This is a genomic window from Streptomyces sp. NPDC088747 (genome assembly GCF_044751025.1).
In the GTDB taxonomy this organism is placed as follows: domain Bacteria; phylum Actinomycetota; class Actinomycetes; order Streptomycetales; family Streptomycetaceae; genus Streptomyces.
Genome location: NZ_JBIVKZ010000013.1, coordinates 47,206 through 63,859, shown reverse-complemented (window position 1 = coordinate 63,859; position 16,654 = coordinate 47,206). Strand labels below are relative to the sequence as shown.

The following is a 16,654-nucleotide window of genomic DNA, read 5'->3' as shown; positions in this document are numbered from 1 at the left end:
TAATTGTCCACCGCCGGAGCCGGATGAAAACGAGGCATCCCGAAAAACCGGCCAAGGGACTGGTCGTCGAACGGCGTGTCGGACGAACCGTCGAACGCCGATGCGGGACTGGACGGCGCGCGCGAGGGCCGGACGTGTACCGCCGGGCGGTCCCACCCCCCACGGGAGAACCGCCCGGCGGCGCCGGAGTGACCGGGCCCGGCGCACGCGCACCCGCGCGCCGTAGGCCCAGGTCACGGTCTGGATGACGGAGTTGTCCCCGCCTTCGGTCGGTGCGGCCGAGTGTGACCTGTTTCCCTGAGGCTCCGCTGTGACGCGCGCCCGCACTCGCTCCGCCCGCCACCGGCGACCGCACTCGCCCCGCCCACCACCGTCCCGAGCGGGGCATAACGGGCGGCATGCGGTGCCTCGGTGGCGTGAGCTTGTCAGAAAGGCGGGGGGTACGGCGATGATGTGCCGAGGCGGGTTTGCGCCGTGGCTGTTTTCCGCCATCGGCGTCACCGACCTGCTGAAACGATTCCTTGGGGAGGGATGTCGCCGCATGCTCGGAGCGATAGGTCTGGATGAGACCCACGAGACGGCGTACCGCGCGCTGGTGTCGGTCGGCGCCGCCGATGTGCCCGATCTCGCGCGGCGGCTCACGCTCGGCGAGTACGACACGGAGCGCGCCCTGCGCCGCCTGGAGCGGCACGGACTCGCGGCGCAGTCGTCGGGGCGCCCGGGCCGCTGGGTCGCCGCTCCGCCCGGTGTGGCCCTCGGGGCGCTGCTCACGCAGCAGCGGCACGAGCTGGAGAAGGCGGAGCTGGCGGCCGCGCTGCTCGCCGAGGAGTACCGCGGGCAGGCCGCCGAGCCCGCCGTGCACGACCTCGTCGAGGTGGTGATCGGCGCGGCGGCGGTCGCGCAGCGGTTCCTCCAGCTCCAGCTCGGCGCGGCCGAGGAGGTGTGCGCGCTGGTCACCGGCAATCCGGTGGCCGTCTCCGGGATGGACAACGACGCGGAGGAGCAGGCCGCGGGCCGGGGCGTCCGCTACCGCGTGGTCGTCGAGCGGGCCGTTCTCGACCTGCCCGACGGGATCACCGAGCTGTCCGCCGCGCTCGGGCGGGACGAGCGGGTCCGGGTGGTCGACAAGGTGCCGACCAAGCTGGTCATCGCCGACCGGACGCTCGCGATGGTGCCGCTCACCTCGCACGCCTCGGAGCCCTCCGCGCTGGTCGTCCACGAGAGCGGGCTGCTCGAACTGCTCTCCGGGCTGTTCGAGTCGGTGTGGCGCGACGCGCTGCCGCTGCGCCTCGGGGGCGCGGCCGTCCTGGAGCAGGGTGCGGACGGCCCGGACGGCACCGATCTGGAGGTCCTGTCCCTGCTGCTGGCCGGGCTGACCGACGCCAGCGTCGCCAAGCAGCTCGATCTGGGGCTGCGGACCGTGCAGCGCCGGGTCAAGCGGCTGATGGAACTCACGCGGGTCACGACCCGGCTCCAGCTGGGCTGGCACGCGTACGAGAAGGGCTGGGTCGCCCGGGACTGACCTGCGGTTTCCCGCTCGCTCAGTCACGCTGGGCAGATGGGAGCGTGGGAACTCCTGCTGGTCGGCGTGGTCATACTGTTCGGCCTGGCCGGAGTACTGGTGCCCGGCGTACCGGGGTCGTGGCTCGTATGGGCCGCGGTCCTGTGGTGGGCGCTGGAGGACGCCCGGGGCGTCGCCTGGGCCGTGCTCGTGGGCGCCACTGGGGTCCTGCTGCTGTCCCAGGCGCTCCGGTGGGTACTGCCGGCCCGGCGGCTGCGGGAGAGCGGGGCGACCCCTCGAATGGCGGTGTACGCCGGGGCCGGGGCGCTGCTCGGTTTCTTCCTGGTACCGGTGGCCGGCGCGATACCCGGCTTCCTCGGCGGGATCTACCTCTCCGAGCGGCTGCGCCTGGGCGGGCACGGGCAGGCGATGGCCTCGGTGCGGACGGCGATGCGGGCGGGCGGCTGGAGCGTCCTGACGGAGCTGTTCGCGTGCCTGCTGATCATGGGCGCGTGGCTGGGGGCGGTGACCTGGGGGTGAGCCGGGCCCGGGCGGTGCGGTGGGCTCCGGGCGGGGTCCTTCTTTCCTTGGAGCCCGCGCTCAAGGCTCCACGTCGCTCGATGAGGCGCTCGGGGAGTCGCTCGGGGTCGCTCGGGAGGCGTTCAGGGAGCCCAGGGTGCCAGTTCGGTCAGGTCGATCGCGTCGGCCATCGCCTTCAGGCCGGCGTCGTTGAAGTGCAGGTGGTCGCCGGGGTCGTAGGCCGGGAGGATGCGGCTCGGGCGGGCCGGGTCGCGGACGACGGCGTCGAAGTCCACGACCTCGTCGAAGAGACCGCCCGTGCGGATCACCCGGTTGACCTCCTGGCGTACGGCCTCACGGGCCTGCGTGTAGGCGCTGTGGCCCGCGTACGGGGTGAGCGTCGCCCCGACGACGCGGATCCCGCGGGCGTGCGCGCGGCTCACCAGGCGGCGGTACGCGTCCTCGACGGCGGCGGGGTCCGTCACCGCCGGGGCGCCCTTGATGTCGTTGATGCCCTCCATCACGATCACCACGCGTACGCCGGTGCGGGAGAGGACGTCGGCGTCGAAGCGGTCCAGCGCGCTGGGCCCGCGGCCCTCCAGGAGGAGGCGGTTTCCGGAGATCCCCGCGTTCAGTACGCCTAGCCTGCGGGTCGGCGGGAGGGCCGCCAGGCGGTCGGCGAGACGGTCGGGCCAGCGGTGGTTGGCGCTGAACGAGGAGCCGGTGCCGTCGGTGATGGAGTCGCCGAGGGTGACGACGCTGCCCGCGGCCGAGGTGCCGAGCACGTCGACGCCGGTCACGTAGTACCAGTTCCCGATGGCCGTGGTGTACGCGGTGCCGCTCTCCTCGGCGGTCCGGTCCCCCGCGGGGGCGACGAAGTTGGCCTGGAGCGCGGAGCGGTGGTAGGTCGCCGGGCCCGAGTCGACGGGGGTGTGCACCGAGACCAGGAGGTTGGCGTCGGCCGGGACCTGGAGGTACACGGGGTCGGTCAGCAGGTCCCGGCCCGCCGGGATCGTCACCGTGGCGGCGCCTCCGAAGGTGGCGGTACGCATCGATCCCGGCACGGCCTTCGCGCTGCGCGGTGCGCCCGGTTCCTGCAACGCGACGGTGACGGCGCCGAGTCGGAGCGGCTTGGTGCCGAGCCGGTTGGAGATCCGGACGCGGGCGGCGCCGCCGCCGACGCTGGTGTGCACGACGTTGCGGATCGTGGCGCCGGGCAACGCGGGGACGGTGCCGGAGGCGGCGCCCTCCCAGGTTCCGGTCCAGGTGGGGGTGGGGGCGAGGGCGAACGGGCCGAGGAGCGGTGCCGCCTCGGCGCCCACGGACGGCGGGGCGAGGACCAGGGTCGTCACCAGGGCCGCGAGGACGTGCCGGACCTTGATCGCGCGGGTCATGCGGCCAAGGATCGCCGACCGGTTGGTCCCACCGGCGCACTCTTGCCCCGATGCACGCCATTTGGGCGCACGGCCGTACACCCGTACTACGTCCGGGGCCCTAGGCCCAGGATCCGATGCGCTGGTCGCCTTCGGCTGTTTGGCTGGTGGCATGACCGAATTCAGCGAGGCCGAGCGTGCGTACCTGAAGTCGCAGCGGTTGGGGCGGCTGGCGACCGTCGACCCGCACGGGCAGCCGCAGGCGAACCCCGTCGGCTTCTTCCCGCAGGAGGACGGGACGATTCTGATCGGCGGCTACTCGATGGGGTCCACCAAGAAGTGGCGCAACCTTCAGAAGAACCCGAAGGTCGGGCTGGTCGTCGACGATGTCGTCAGCGTTCATCCGTGGCGGGTCCGGGGGGTCGACATCCGGGGCGATGCCGAACTCCTCACCGGGCCACATGAGTTGGGACCGCATTTCAGCGAGGAGCTGATCCGTGTGCATCCCCGGCGGATTCACAGTTGGGGGCTGGAGGACTGAGGGGGCGGGGGTGGGGGTGGGGCCAGGGGTGGAGAGGCCTTCGCCCCTCCGCCCCTGGCCGTCCCTCGTTCCCGGGGCTCCGCCCCGGACCCCGCTCCTCAGACGCCGGAGGGGCTGAGTCTTCGCCGGCCGATCCGCCTACCACCGCCCCCTCTTCGCCTCCATCGCCGCGCGCCCCTCCGCGCCCTTCCGTTTCCAGTCCTTGCGGATCTCCGCGCGGAGCCGGGCGTCCGTCTTGGCGACGATGCGCTGGTTCTCGCGGAGGAGCTTGCGGTAGCTCTCCAGGCGGCGTTCGGGGAGGGCGCCGGCGTCGAGCGCGGCGAGGACGGCGCAGCCGGGTTCGGCGACGTGGGCGCAGTCGTGGAAGCGACAGTCCGCGGCGAGTGCCTCGATCTCGGCGAAGACCTGGCCGACGCCGGTCTCGGCGTCCCAGAGGCCGACTCCGCGCAGGCCGGGCGTGTCGATGAGGACCCCGCCGCCGGGGAGGGCGAGGAGGTTGCGGGTCGTCGTGGTGTGGCGGCCCTTGCCGTCCACGTCGCGCGCGGCCCGCACCGCCATGACGTCCTCGCCGAGCAACGCGTTGGCGAGGGTCGACTTGCCCGCGCCGGACTGTCCGAGGAGCACGGCCGTGCCGCCGGAGAGCACGGCCTCCAGTACGTCCAGGCCCTCTCCGGTGGTGGCGCTCACCGGCAGCACCGGCACCCCCGGCGCGGTCGTCTCCACGTCCTGCGTGAGATGCCCGAGCGTCGCAGGGTCCGGCACCAGGTCGGCCTTGGTGAGGACGACCACGGGCTGCGCGCCGGACTCCCAGGCCAGCGCCAGGAAGCGTTCGACGCGGCCCAGGTCGAGTTCCACGGCGAGGGACACGGCGACCACCGCGTAGTCGACGTTGGCCGCGAGGATCTGCCCCTCGGAGCGCTTGGAGGAGGTGGAGCGCACGAAGGCGGTACGGCGTGGCAGGTACGCCCGTACGTAGCGCGGGTTGCCCGCGGGTTCGACGGCGACCCAGTCGCCGGTGCACACGACCCGCAGCGGATCGTTGGGGGTCACGAACGCGGTGTCCGCGCGCGTCACCCCGTCGGCGGTGACCACGTCGCACTGTCCGCGGTCGACCCGGATCACCCGCCCGGGGAGCAGCCCCTCGGCGTCGAACCGGGCGAACTCGTCCGCCCACGCGTCGTCCCAGCCGTAGGACGTCAGCGGGTGGAGAGGGAGAGAAGAGGAAGTCAAGGGAAACCCTTCACAAGGGCGGCCCCGGCACACGCGCCTTCAGACGCGCGGAAAGAGGAGGAAGGTCAGCCGGCGGCCACAGAGGTGGACTTGATGGACTTCTGGATGCGGGCAGCGCCCTTCGCAAAGACAGCCATCGGGTCACACCTCCTGCTCTTGACTCGGCCTGCGGCGGCGACCGGACACCGGCCACCGCTCGATTCGTACACACCCTAGAGGCGCGCTCCGGCGGGCGCCACGCAATTATCGAAGCGGGGTGCCGGCCCAGCGGCGGAGCGGGGTACGGGCCCAGCGGCGGAGCGGGATACGGACCCAGCGGCGGGCGGAGTTCGCCCCACGGCGGCGCACCGCTCCCTCACTCCTCGCCGTCCAGCATCCCCGTCGTGGCCAGCAGATGGCCCAGCCGGGCGCGACTGCCGCTGCCGAGTTGGGCGGAGACCTGGCGGACGTGTTCGGCGACGCTGCGGCGGCTCATCCCGAGCACCGTCGCGCTGCTGCCGCTCGCCCTGAGCCCTGTGGCATCTGGAGACGGCGACGCTCGACGCCGAGACCGTCCGGGAGAAGATGCGCATCGAACAGATCTGGGTCCGCGAGGCGCTCGAAGGGCGCTGGTTCGGTGAACTGCGCCAGGCGTGCCAGTCGTTCGTGGACTCCTGTGCCGTCCGGGTCACGGGGACGGTGCGCTGGCGCCTGCGGCCGGGCTCGGCGGAGACCCAGGGCATCGTCGCCGCCTCCCCTCGCTATGTGCGCAGCCGCGAGGCCTGGGAGAGGGAGTCGATCCGCGCCGACGGCCCGTCGAGTTCCTGGACCGCGGCACTGTGAGCGGGGAACTCGGGCCCCGGGGTCAGCCCGCGACCGCGCACTTCCCGCCGTTCAGCGCGAAGTCGCGGGGTGCGGAGTTGCCGTCCTGCCAGGAGGCGAGGAGACCGACGGCGAAGGTGCCGCCCGCGGAGACGGCCCTGTTGTAGTCGGCGGCGGTGGCGGTGACCCGCGAGCCCTTCTGGACGAAGGAGCCGTCCCACATCTGGGCGACACGCTGGCCGTCCTGGTAGGTCCAGGAGACGCGCCAGGAGTCGAGGGCCTTGGTGGAGGTGACCGTGACGGTGGCCTGGAAGCCGTCGAGCCACTCGTTGTCGATCTGGTACCGCACCTCGCACTCCGGTGCCGCGCCGCGGGTGGAGGTCTCCTCGCCCGTCACCCCGGCGGGGGACGAGGACTTGCCCTGGGGCTCGGTGTCGGGGTTCGCGGTCACTTCGGAGCGGGGATCCGGCTCCGACGGGTCGGGTGACACCAGCGAGCCCGGCGGGCGGGTGGTGGCCGATGGGAGCGCGGTGCCGGGGGCCGCCACGGGCTGCCGGTTCGCCGGGTCGCCGTCCGCCGGGGCGCCTCCTCCAGCGGCGTCGCCGAAGGGCATCAGCGAGACCGTGAGCGCCAGCGCGGACACGACGACGGCCGTGACCAGCATCGCGGTCCGGCCGATCCGCGGCACGACCAGCCGGCCTTCGAGGAAGCCCGTGTCGACGGCCGCGTCCCGGCGTCCGCCCAGCAGTCCCGCGTCCGCCGCCCGGCGCCGGCGTTCCAGGTACGCGAGGCCGCCCCAGCCGATCACCCCGCCGGCGAGCGCGGAGGGCAGGCCGCCGCCGTGCAGCCGCAGACAGGCCGCCGCCTCGGCGCACTCCACACAGCGCGAGAGGTGCCGCGAGAGGTCCTCGGGTGTCTCGGAACCGGGCGCTCGGGTCACCGCGTCGAGCAGCCGGGCGTAGCTCCGGCAGTTCGCGTCCATCGGGGTGTCGATGTGGTTGCGGTGGCAGCGGTCCCTGAACAGCGCCCGCACCTGGGTGAGTTCCTCGGCCGCGGCGGCCGGGTCGAGGCCGAGCCGACGGGCCACGGCCGGCAGCGGAATGGACTCGACCTCGGCCAGCCACAGCAGCGCGGCGTCCGGTTCCTGCATGTCACGCAGGCCGCGCAACGCCAGTGGGCGGTGCAGTGGCGGGCCCGTGTAGCGGGCCGCCTTCTCGGAGTTGAGCCAGAGTCTGAGGTCGGGGTCGAGCCGGTGGCCCTGTCCGTGCGCCTCCCAGGCGGCGGCGGTGGTCCGAACCGACGTCAGCAGCAGGGGGATCCGGGGCAGTTGGGGGGTTCTGCGCCCGGTACCCTTCGTTCCGGACGCGGCGGCGCGCGACTCATGGATGCCGTGGGTGAACGCCTCGGTCGCCAGCTGGGTGGCGGCGGAGGAACCGGACGTGCACAGATCGGCGTACGAGAGGACCACGTCCCAGCACTCCGAGAACATGGCGGCCTCGGCGGCGTCCTGGGGGGTCGGCAGGTCAGGCATGGGGGGCTCCTGCATCAACTGCGTCCATCTGTGAAGTCAGACAATGCAACGCCAACTCGCCTGTCCAACGCAGGAGTTGGGGTCCGTCTGCACGACGGGGCCCGAGCCTTTCACGATTTGCGCACAACTGACAAGCCGCCTATTCACATGGGGCGCACGCGCACGGACCGCGGCCGGGAACACCCGGCCGCGGTCCGGCGGTTGTCGGCCGACCGCGCGTCGGCCGGAAGGTCGCGCTACCGCCCCGACGGCTCCGTCACGGGCTCCCGGGCGGGCAGGCTGTCCATGAAGGAACTCACCGAGAAGACGGCGTTGCCCGGACCGGGCGGGCCGTATCCGGGCGGCGAGGAGAGGCCGAAGTCGTCCATGGTGGCGCGGTATGCCTCCAGCAGCCGGATGTGGTACTCCAGCGGCGCGCCGTGCGGGTTGGCCTTGCCCAGCGGGGTGGTCGGCTCCGGGCACCAGGTGGTGAAGCGGGGGGTGATGCCGTTCGACATGAAGAAGCGCAGCCCCTCCGTCGTCGACGCGATGGCCTCGTCGACGGTCTTGAAGCCGAAGGGCTCGGCCATCTCCACGCCCGCCACGAAGTTGGGGATGACGTTGCGCGCGCCGAAGACGTCCGCCGAGTCGAGGATGCGCTTGTGCCACTCGTCGCGGCCGACGTAACGCTCCTTGCCCGGGCAGTACATCTTGAAGAGGTACTCGTCCCACACCTCGTAGTTGGGGTGGTAGATCTGTACGCCGTAGTCCTTGAAGCGCTGTACGTCGTCCTTCGGCAGCGCCTGTGCGACGACCTTGCCGATCCAGCGGCCCGGGAAGTGTTCCTCGATGGCCTTGGCGTACATGCCGTAGAAGTCGGCCTCGTCACGGCCCTGGAGCTTCGATGTGATCGCGCCGCCGGTCAGCGTGTAGGCGGTGGACGCCTTGGCGGTGTCGTACCGGTCGATGATCTCCAGCGCTTCGAGGACCTCGTCGACGTCCTTCACACCGGTGTACGGGCGCCCGGCGGCCTTGTGCTGGCGCCAGTTGTGGTTGATGTCGCAGTACTGGCACTCCTCCTTGGCGCCGAAGTACTGGCAGACGCGGAAGACGGTGAGGTAGATCAGGTAGCCCCACTGGATGGTCGGGGCCACCTCCATCACGGACTTCCCGCTGGCGAGGGTGTGCTTGTAGTACTCGGGCATCGGCGGCACACCGACGTCGGCGATCCGCTTCCCGTCGAGGTAGAGCCCGAGCACGCCCTCGTCGTCGGCGGCGACGCGGTAGGGCGAGGACGGGTTCACGCGTACGGAGACGACGGTGCGGCGCAGGTCGTAGGGGCCGCCGGTGAGGATGATCTCCTCTGGCGGGCGCCGGAGCGCGGCCTCGCCGAGTTCGGGCAGGGTGCCGTGGTCGAAGGAGAAGATGAAGTACGACTTCGGCTTGACGTCACCGCCCTCGTTGTCGGAGAGCGCCGAGGGGTCGAAGGCCAGTCCTCCCCGGAGCAGGTCCTCCTTGAAGACGGCTTCCCTCGGCACGTGCGGGAACCGTTCCATCAGATCCTCGACCAGCGCGGTACGGCTGCCGCCCATTCCGATCTCCTCGCTCCCGGCTCGCGTCAGGTGGTGCACCGAGCCCCGTGTCCGAGCTCCGTGCTCGACTCCTCACGGTATGCCCCTGCCTGCGCGTCAGGAGTGCCGGGTCCCCTCGCGCCGCGCGATGTGGGCCGGGGCGGCGATGTCGGGCGGCAACAGCGGGTCGGCCTCGGGCCTGCCCCAGACCGAGGTCAGCGGCGGGACACCGGCCCACAGGCCGAGCCGGGCGTCGGGTCCGTCGCCGTCGTCGGGGGCGCCGGTGCGGATCTTCACCGAGGCCTCTTCGAGGGACAGCGCGAGCAGCGTGGTCGCCGCCGTTCCCTGCGGCTGGGCCTGCGGGCGTACTCCCACTGACCCGGCGTGGCGTGCTCGGTGAGGCTCCGCAGGCCGTCGAGCTTCTCCTCGGGGTGACAGACGAACCCCGCGTCCAGGTCGGCACGGTCGAGGCTGCCCTGTTCCCGCAGCCGTCGGTGGCGGGTGAGGTCGGTCTCACGCGCGGTCACGCGAACCGTTCCAGTGCCTCCCCGTCGACACGGAAGGCGAGATCCCGCCCCGCGACCAGCCGCTCGGTCTCCTCCACGACCGTGAGCCCGAGCCGGGCGACCTCGTTGCCCTGGGAGCCCGCGAGGTGCGGGGTGATGAAGGCGTTCGGGAGGTCCCAGAGCGGGGAGTCGGCGGGGAGCGGTTCGGGGTCGGTGACGTCGAGGATCGCGGAGAGGCGGCCGGTGCGCAGTTCGCCGGCCAGGGCGTCGTGGTCGAGGAGCGATCCGCGCGCGGTGTTGATCAGGGCGGCTCCGGCGGGCATCAGGGCGAGCTCGCGGGCGCCGATCAGGTGCCGGGTCCCGGGAGTTCCGGGGGCGTGGACGGTGACGATGTCGCTGGTGCGCAGCAGGTCGTCGAGCGGGAGCAGCGGCACGCCCAGCGCGGCGGCCCCGGCCTCGTCGACGTAGGGATCGGCCAGGCTCACCGAGAGGTCGAAGGGGCGCAGCAGCTGGATGAGCCGCCGGCCGATGCGCGAGGCCCCGACGACGCCCACGCGGCGGCCGAAGTTCCCGATGCCGGGCAGGATCTCGTAGTAGGGGAAGGCTCGTTCGGTACGGAGCCGGTCCCGGTGCGCGAAGAGGTCCTTGCCGGCGAGCAGGATCATGGCGAGGGTGTACTCGGCGACGGGCAGCGCGTTGGCGTCGGCCGCCGACGACACGGCGAGGCCGCGTTCCCAGACCGAGGGCGTGGCGAAGCCCTTGACCGAGCCCGCCGCGTGCAGGACGGCGCGCAGTTTCGGGGCGGCGTTCAGGGTGTCCTTGTCCAGCGGCGGGCAGCCCCAGCCGGTGATCAGGATCTCGGCCCCGGCGAGGGCCTCGCGCACCCGGGCGGCGGTGAAGTCCTCGGCGACGAGCGCGGGATCGATCTCCACGGATTCACGCAGCCGCGCCATCGTCTGGGGAGGGAAGATCCGCGGCACGTTCTCGGCGGTCATGGCGAACAGGGCCAACGGACGTTCGGTCAAGGCGGCGGCCTTCCGGCTCGGCGGCTTCAGGGACGGCAAGCGCTCTCACCGTAGGCGTCGCGGAGCGGACCCGGCAATGGACCGGCGGGCGGGTTCGGCGGCAGGTCAGGGGGCAGGTCATGGGGGGGGCGGGCCGTGAGGTGCGCGGACGTCGCGGGGTAGTTTCCTCGGAGCGGGCCCACCGGCCGCGGACGGCGACTTCCCGGGGAGGGACGACAGGGATGACAGAGACCCTGACCAACTGGGCCGGCAACATCACGTACACCGCCGAGGAGCTGCACCGGCCGCACACGCCCGACGCGCTCGCGAAGCTGGTGGCCGGGAGCGCGAGGGTGCGTGTCCTGGGGAGCGGGCACTCCTTCAACCTGATCGCCGAGCCGGGCGACGGCGGTGTGCTGCTGTCGCTGGCCGCGATGCCTCCGACGGTGGACGTCGACACGGCGGCCCGTACGGTACGGGTCGGGGGCGGCGTCCGTTACGCCGAGCTCGCCCGCGAGGTGCACGGGAGCGGGCTCGCGCTGCACAACATGGCCTCCCTTCCGCACATCTCGGTGGCGGGTTCCGTGGCGACCGGCACGCACGGCTCCGGGGTCACGAACGGTTCGCTGGCCGCGGCCGTGCGCGAGGTCGAGCTGGTCACCGCGGACGGTTCGACGGTGACGATCGGCCGGGGTGACGCACGTTTCGACGGTGCGGTGACCTCGCTGGGCGCGCTCGGTGTCGTCACCGCGCTCACCCTCGACCTGGAGCCCGACTTCGAGGTGAGCCAGCACGTGTTCAACGAACTCCCGCTGGACGGGCTGGACTTCGAGGCCCTCGCCGCTGCGGCGTACAGCGTGAGCCTGTTCACCGACTGGGGGCGGCCGGGCTTTCGGCAGGTGTGGGTCAAGCAGCGTACGGACCGGCCGTCGTCGCCCGCCGGTCTCGACTTCCCCTGGGCGGGGCCCGCCACGGAGGCGGCACACCCGGTGCCCGGCATGCCCGCACGGAACTGCACCCAGCAGTTCGGCGTCCCCGGGCCCTGGCACGAGCGACTCCCGCACTTCCGGGCGGAGTTCACGCCGAGCAGCGGGGCCGAGCTCCAGTCCGAGTACCTGCTGCCCCGGTCGGACGCCCTGGCCGCGCTGCACGCGCTCGACGCGATCCGCGGGGCGATCTCCCCTGTGCTCCAGGTCTGCGAGGTCCGGACGGTGGCCGCCGACCGCCAGTGGCTGAGCCCGGCCTACGGGCGGGACACCGTCGCCCTGCACTTCACCTGGGTCCCGGACACGGCGGCGGTCCTGCCGGTGGTGGGCCGGGTCGAGGCGGCGCTCGACGCCTTCGGCGCACGTCCGCACTGGGGCAAGGTGTTCACCGTGCCGTCGGCGGTGCTGCGTGAACGGTATCCGCGGCTGGGCGAGTTCGGCGCGCTGGCCGGGTCGCTCGACCCCGTGGGCAAGTTCACCAACGCCTTCGTGAGGGACTTTCTCCAGCCCCTTTCCTAACCCCTTGTCGAAATTCCGGACCAGGCCATAGCCTTGGCGTCGCGCCGTGGCGGCCCTGCCCCGGCCCGGACCCGAGAGGCCCGGAAGGACCGAGGGGGCACGATCGGTGAGGCGCACATCACGGGACATCCGGACCGCGAACCGCTATGAGGTACTGCGCCAGATTATCGCCCGGTCCCCCACCTCACGGCAGGAGTTGACGGCGACCACCGGGCTCAGCCTGGCCACCGTCGCCACCCTCGTCGGTGAGCTGCTCGAACTGGGCATGCTCACCGAGGTCGGCTTCGAGGACTCCGCGGGTGGCCGCCCGCGGGGCCTCGTGGCCGTCGACGCCCCGGGCGGCGCGCTGATCGGCGTCGACATCGCGGAGACGTACGTACGGGTGGAGCTGTTCGACCTCGGGCTGAACGTGCTCGCCCGTGCCGCGGAGGACATGCGCCCCGGCGAGAGCCGTCCCGAGCAGGTCGTCGGGCATGTCGCGGCGGCCGTCGGCTCGGTGGTCGCGCAGGCCGGGATCGAGGACTCGCGGGTCCTGGGGGTCGGCGTGAGCGTGCCGGGCCAGGTCGACCGCGAGAGCGGGGTCTCGGAGTACGCGCCGAACTGGGACTGGCACGAGGTGCCGCTGCTCGACCTGCTCGCCGAGCACATCGCGTACCCGTTGCACCTGGACAATCCGCTGCGCGCCTGCGCGGTCGCCGAGCTGTGGTTCGGCGCGGCCCGCGGACACGGGGACGCCGTGGTCGTCAACCTCGGCACCGGGGTCGGCGCCGGTCTCGTGCTCGGCGGCGGGCTGCACCGCGGGGTCAGCAACAGCGCCGGCGAATGGGGCCACACGACGCTGGTCATGGACGGGCGGCTGTGCCACTGCGGGAACCACGGCTGCGTGGAGACGTATGTCGGGGCGCCCGGAATCATGGTGAACCTGCGGGAGTTGAGCCCGGGAAGCGCGCTGCTGCACCCCGGGGACCAGACCGCCACGATCGACGCGCTGGCCCGCGGCGTCGCCGAGCGTGACCCGGTGGCGGTCAAGGTCGTGCGCGACACCGCCTGTTACCTCGGCGCCGGGATATCCGACCTGGTGAACCTGCTCAACCCCGAGGTGGTCGTGCTCAGCAGCTGGGTCGCGGCGGCGCTCGGCGAACCGCTGCTCGGAGAGGTCCGCGAGGCCGTCGCCCGGCACGCGCTGCGGCGGCCCTTCGCGGCGACCTCGATCGTCCTCTCCCCCATCCCCTCGGATCCGGTCTGCCTCGGAGCGGCCACGTTCGCCCTGGAAGGGGCGCTCCAGTCCGCGTTCAAGCAGTAGTTCCCGGCTGCCGCCACCCCCGCCACGTCCGGTATCCCGAACCCCCCGCAACGCTTCGCGCCGACTTCGTCCGACCCCTTGCCGAAGGATTACCCGAAGGTTAACGTCCGGCACCGCACAGGGAATTGAGCCGTAGCCGTAACTGAGGACAAGGACGTCACCATGTCGGCAATGCGCAACAGCACCTGGAACCGCCGATCCGTACTGCGAGCCGCCGCGGGTCTCGCCGCACTGGGCCCGCTGGCCGCCTGCGGAAGCAACAACGGGCGCTCCGGGGGCGGGAGTTCGGGCAAGAACCTGACGCAGTACTTCCACGCGTACGGCGAGACGGGTACCGAGCAGGCCATCAAGAGGTACGCGAAGGCCTATGACGGGGCGAACGTGACCACGCAGTGGATCACGGGCGACAAGTTCGAGAGCAAGCTGTTCTCGGCACTGCTCACCGACAACGCGCCGGACGTGTTCGAGTTCCACCCGCAGATCCAGCTCGTCAGGAGCGGCCAGGTAGCGGATCTGACCGATCTCATCGCCCCGATGAAGGACGACTTCAACCAGGCCGACATCGCGTCCCACACGATCGACGGGAAGATCTGGGGCATCCGCATGATCGACGATCCCCAGTTCTTCTTCTACCGCAGGTCACTCCTGGCGGACGCGGGCATCGAGCCGCCCGCCACGCTCGACGAGCTGGTCGAGGCCGCGGCGAAGCTCACCACGGACAAGGTCAGGGGCGTCTTCCTCGGGAACACGATCACGCCTGTCATGAACCCGCTGATCTGGTCGACCGGGGGCGACACCCTCACCGACGACAACCGGATCGCGTACCACACGGACGAGGTCGCGGCGGGGCTGAAGCAGCTCCGCACGATGTTCGAGGACGGCCATCTGCTGCTCGACGCGCCCGCCGACTGGTGGGACCCCTCCGCCCTCACCCAGGGTCTGGTGGCGATCCAGTGGTGTGGGATGTGGGCGATGCCGGTGATCCAGCAGGCGCTCGGCGACGACGTCGGCATCTTCCCCTTCCCGCGGTCGGCCGACGCCGGCAAGCCGGCGGTCACCAACGGCGGCTGGTCGATGTTCGTGAACGCCAGGTCGAAGAACGTCGACGCGGCGAAGGAGTACGTGAAGTGGCTCTGGCTCGACCAGAAGGAGTACCAGGAGGACTGGGCCCTCTCCTACGGCTTCCACATTCCGCCGCGCACCTCGCTCGCCGCGTCCGCCGACAAGCTCAAGTCGGGTCTGCCGGCCGAGGGCGTGAAGCTCTTCGAGGAGTACGGGCACTTCGACAACCCGGCCTGGACACAGGCCATGATCGTCGCACTTGAGGGTGTCGTCGCCGACACCGTCCGCAAGGGCGGGGACCCGCGGGCAGCGCTCGACAAGGCCGACAAGACGGTCGAGCGCGAGCTCAAGAAGCTGTTCGGATAGGCCGGCGGGGACCAGGACATGACGACCACCACCACGAGCGGAGTCGCCGCGGAATCCGCCGCCGAGGCCCCCACCAAGGCCCACAGGCGGCGCGGCGTCCGCGGCCGCACCCTGAGCTTCTGGCTCTTCACCGGCCCGTTCCTCGCCGGGCTCACCGTCTTCGTCTACATCCCGATCGGCTGGAGCGCGTACCTCTCCTTCTTCGAGGCGCGCTACACGGTCACCCCCAGCACGTTCGTCGGCTTCGACAACTACTCGTACATGCTGACGAACGACAGGTTCACCGAGTCGCTGGTCACCTTCACCGTCTTCGCCGCCTTCATCGTGCCCGTCACCTGGGCATTCTCGCTGGGGCTGGCGCTGCTGGTGAACCGGCTGCGGTTCATGCGGGCGTTCTTCCGGTCGGTGTTCTTCCTGCCGACCGCGGTGAGCTTCGTGGCCGCCTCGCTGATCTGGAAGATGTCCGTCTTCAGCGGGGTCCGCTTCGGCCTGATGAACACGGTCCTCGGCTGGTTCGGGATCGAGAACATCGCCTGGCTCGCCAACCCCGATCCGCCCTGGTACTGGCTGGTCATCGTCAGTGTGCGGCTGTGGCTCCAGGCGGGCTTCTACATGATCCTCTTCCTGGCGGCCCTCCAGAACATCCCGCCGGAGCTGTACGAGGCCGCCGCGATCGACGGCGCGAAGCCGGGCCGGCAGACCTTCTGGCACATCACGCTCCCGCAGCTGCGGGCCACCTCGACCGCGGTGGTCCTGCTGCTGCTCGTCGCCGCCTTCCAGGCCTTCGACGAGTTCTTCAACCTCCTCGCCAAAACCACCTGGGGCCGTCCGCCGTTGGTCGAGCTGTACTACACGGCACTCGGCGAGAGCCAGGACTACGGCGCGGGCAGCGCGGGCGCGATGATCCTCACCGTGCTGATCTGCGCCGTGACCCTGGCACAGGGCAGGTTCATGGGCTTCGGAAGGGGTGAGGAGGCCAAGTGACCAGCACCGCACCCCGGGCCGGACGGGCGCGTCCCGCGAGGCGGCCGGGCGGCGTCATCGGCGGCGCCGGGCTCTACTTCGCGGCCGGCGTGGGCGCCGCGCTGTTCCTCGTCCCCTTCTATCTGATCGTCCGCAACGCACTGTCCACGGACGCGGAGATCACCGGCGAGAACTGGCAGTGGTTCCCGGCCGACCTCCGGTGGGGCAACCTCACCGAACTGTTCGACGACCCGACCGTCCCCTTCGCCCAGTCGCTGTGGAACTCGACGGTCGTCGGCGTCCTGCACACCCTCGGCACCCTGCTGGTGTGCTCCCTGGCCGGCTACGGCCTGGCCCGCATCCCCTACCGGCACGCCGACAGGATCTTCTACGTCGTCCTCGTCACCCTGATGGTCCCCACCGCCGTCACCTTCGTGCCGAGCTTCGTGCTCGTCTCGTCACTCGGGTGGGTGTCGAGTCTGCAGGGTCTCGTCGTTCCGGGGCTTTTCAGTGGTTTCACCTGCTTCCTGTTCCGGCAGTACTTCCTGGGGTTCCCGAAGGAGCTGGAGGAGGCGGCGCGCGTGGACGGGCTCGGCTACTGGGGCGCGTACTGGCGCATCGTCGTGCCCAACTCGCTGAACTTCTTCGCCGCGATCGCCACCATCACCTTCGTCAGCGGCTGGAACGCCTTCCTGTGGCCGCTGGTCATCGGCCAGGACCAGGAGGCCTGGACCGTCCAGGTCGCGCTCTCCTCGTACATGACCAACCAGACCGTCAACTTCCATCTGATCTTCATGGCGACCGCAATTTCCATCCTGCCCCTGGTGTTCGTGTTCCTCTTCCTCCAGCGCTGGCTGGTGCAGGGGATCGCGCAGACCGGCATCAAGGGCTGACACCTC

14 protein-coding genes and 1 pseudogene are annotated in these 16,654 nt (G+C 71.5%); 9 read left to right on the top strand and 6 right to left on the bottom strand.

Annotated elements, in window-relative coordinates:
• Positions 1–541: 541 nt before the first annotated feature.
• Complete coding sequence (locus tag ACIP79_RS27680; protein WP_401227451.1) at positions 542–1,522, top strand: helix-turn-helix domain-containing protein; 981 nt, start codon at positions 542–544, stop codon at positions 1,520–1,522.
• Positions 1,523–1,558: 36 nt separating this feature from the next.
• The gene (locus ACIP79_RS27675; protein WP_401227449.1) at positions 1,559–2,041 is read left to right on the top strand and encodes a DUF456 domain-containing protein; all 483 of its coding nucleotides are present in this window, start codon (positions 1,559–1,561) and stop codon (positions 2,039–2,041) included.
• Positions 2,042–2,163: 122 nt separating this feature from the next.
• On the opposite strand, the gene ACIP79_RS27670 is transcribed toward ACIP79_RS27675, so the two are convergent.
• Positions 2,164–3,414 (bottom strand): SGNH/GDSL hydrolase family protein, encoded by a 1,251-nt coding sequence (locus ACIP79_RS27670; protein ID WP_401227447.1) that lies wholly within the window; start codon positions 3,412–3,414, stop codon positions 2,164–2,166.
• 151 nt (positions 3,415–3,565) lie between these two features.
• Between ACIP79_RS27670 and ACIP79_RS27665 the strand changes: the two genes are divergently transcribed.
• On the top strand, positions 3,566–3,934 hold the full coding sequence (locus tag ACIP79_RS27665) for a PPOX class F420-dependent oxidoreductase (protein ID WP_401227445.1): 369 nt from the start codon (positions 3,566–3,568) through the stop codon (positions 3,932–3,934).
• 138 nt (positions 3,935–4,072) lie between these two features.
• On the opposite strand, the gene rsgA is transcribed toward ACIP79_RS27665, so the two are convergent.
• Positions 4,073–5,164 carry a ribosome small subunit-dependent GTPase A gene (rsgA, locus tag ACIP79_RS27660; protein ID WP_401227443.1) on the bottom strand — a complete coding sequence of 364 codons (1,092 nt, stop codon included), beginning with the start codon at positions 5,162–5,164 and terminating at the stop codon, positions 4,073–4,075.
• 513 nt (positions 5,165–5,677) lie between these two features.
• Between rsgA and ACIP79_RS27655 the strand changes: the two genes are divergently transcribed.
• Entirely contained in the window at positions 5,678–5,986 is a 309-nt protein-coding gene (locus ACIP79_RS27655; RefSeq protein WP_401227691.1) for a hypothetical protein, read from the top strand.
• A gap of 22 nt (positions 5,987–6,008) precedes the next feature.
• On the opposite strand, the gene ACIP79_RS27650 is transcribed toward ACIP79_RS27655, so the two are convergent.
• From ACIP79_RS27650 to ACIP79_RS27635, 4 genes and pseudogenes are all read right to left on the bottom strand, one after another.
• Positions 6,009–7,496 (bottom strand): cellulose binding domain-containing protein, encoded by a 1,488-nt coding sequence (locus ACIP79_RS27650; protein ID WP_401227441.1) that lies wholly within the window; start codon positions 7,494–7,496, stop codon positions 6,009–6,011.
• A gap of 236 nt (positions 7,497–7,732) precedes the next feature.
• Positions 7,733–9,067 carry a radical SAM protein gene (locus tag ACIP79_RS27645; RefSeq protein WP_401227440.1) on the bottom strand — a complete coding sequence of 445 codons (1,335 nt, stop codon included), beginning with the start codon at positions 9,065–9,067 and terminating at the stop codon, positions 7,733–7,735.
• Between the two features lie 96 nt (positions 9,068–9,163).
• Positions 9,164–9,573, bottom strand: a pseudogene (locus ACIP79_RS27640) (pyridoxamine 5'-phosphate oxidase family protein).
• A complete protein-coding gene (locus ACIP79_RS27635; RefSeq protein WP_401227438.1) occupies positions 9,570–10,577 on the bottom strand; it encodes a hydroxyacid dehydrogenase in 1,008 nt (335 codons plus the stop codon). The pseudogene ACIP79_RS27640 and the gene ACIP79_RS27635 overlap by 4 nt, the downstream one beginning before the upstream one ends.
• Before the next feature lie 221 nt (positions 10,578–10,798).
• Between ACIP79_RS27635 and ACIP79_RS27630 the strand changes: the two genes are divergently transcribed.
• The 5 genes from ACIP79_RS27630 (at position 10,799) to ACIP79_RS27610 (ending at position 16,648) form a co-directional block, all read left to right on the top strand.
• A complete protein-coding gene (locus ACIP79_RS27630) occupies positions 10,799–12,061 on the top strand; it encodes an FAD-binding protein (RefSeq protein ID WP_401227436.1) in 1,263 nt (420 codons plus the stop codon).
• A 106-nt stretch (positions 12,062–12,167) separates the two neighbouring features.
• Positions 12,168–13,364, top strand: a complete 1,197-nt coding sequence (locus tag ACIP79_RS27625; RefSeq protein WP_383688428.1) for an ROK family protein — start codon at positions 12,168–12,170, stop codon at positions 13,362–13,364.
• A 162-nt stretch (positions 13,365–13,526) separates the two neighbouring features.
• Positions 13,527–14,792 (top strand): ABC transporter substrate-binding protein, encoded by a 1,266-nt coding sequence (locus ACIP79_RS27620; protein WP_401227434.1) that lies wholly within the window; start codon positions 13,527–13,529, stop codon positions 14,790–14,792.
• Between the two features lie 18 nt (positions 14,793–14,810).
• Positions 14,811–15,776, top strand: coding sequence for a carbohydrate ABC transporter permease (locus ACIP79_RS27615; protein ID WP_401227433.1), 966 nt, complete (start codon positions 14,811–14,813; stop codon positions 15,774–15,776).
• Positions 15,773–16,648, top strand: coding sequence for a carbohydrate ABC transporter permease (locus ACIP79_RS27610; protein WP_401227431.1), 876 nt, complete (start codon positions 15,773–15,775; stop codon positions 16,646–16,648). The genes ACIP79_RS27615 and ACIP79_RS27610 overlap by 4 nt, the downstream gene beginning before the upstream one ends.
• The last annotated feature ends 6 nt before the right edge of the window (positions 16,649–16,654 follow it).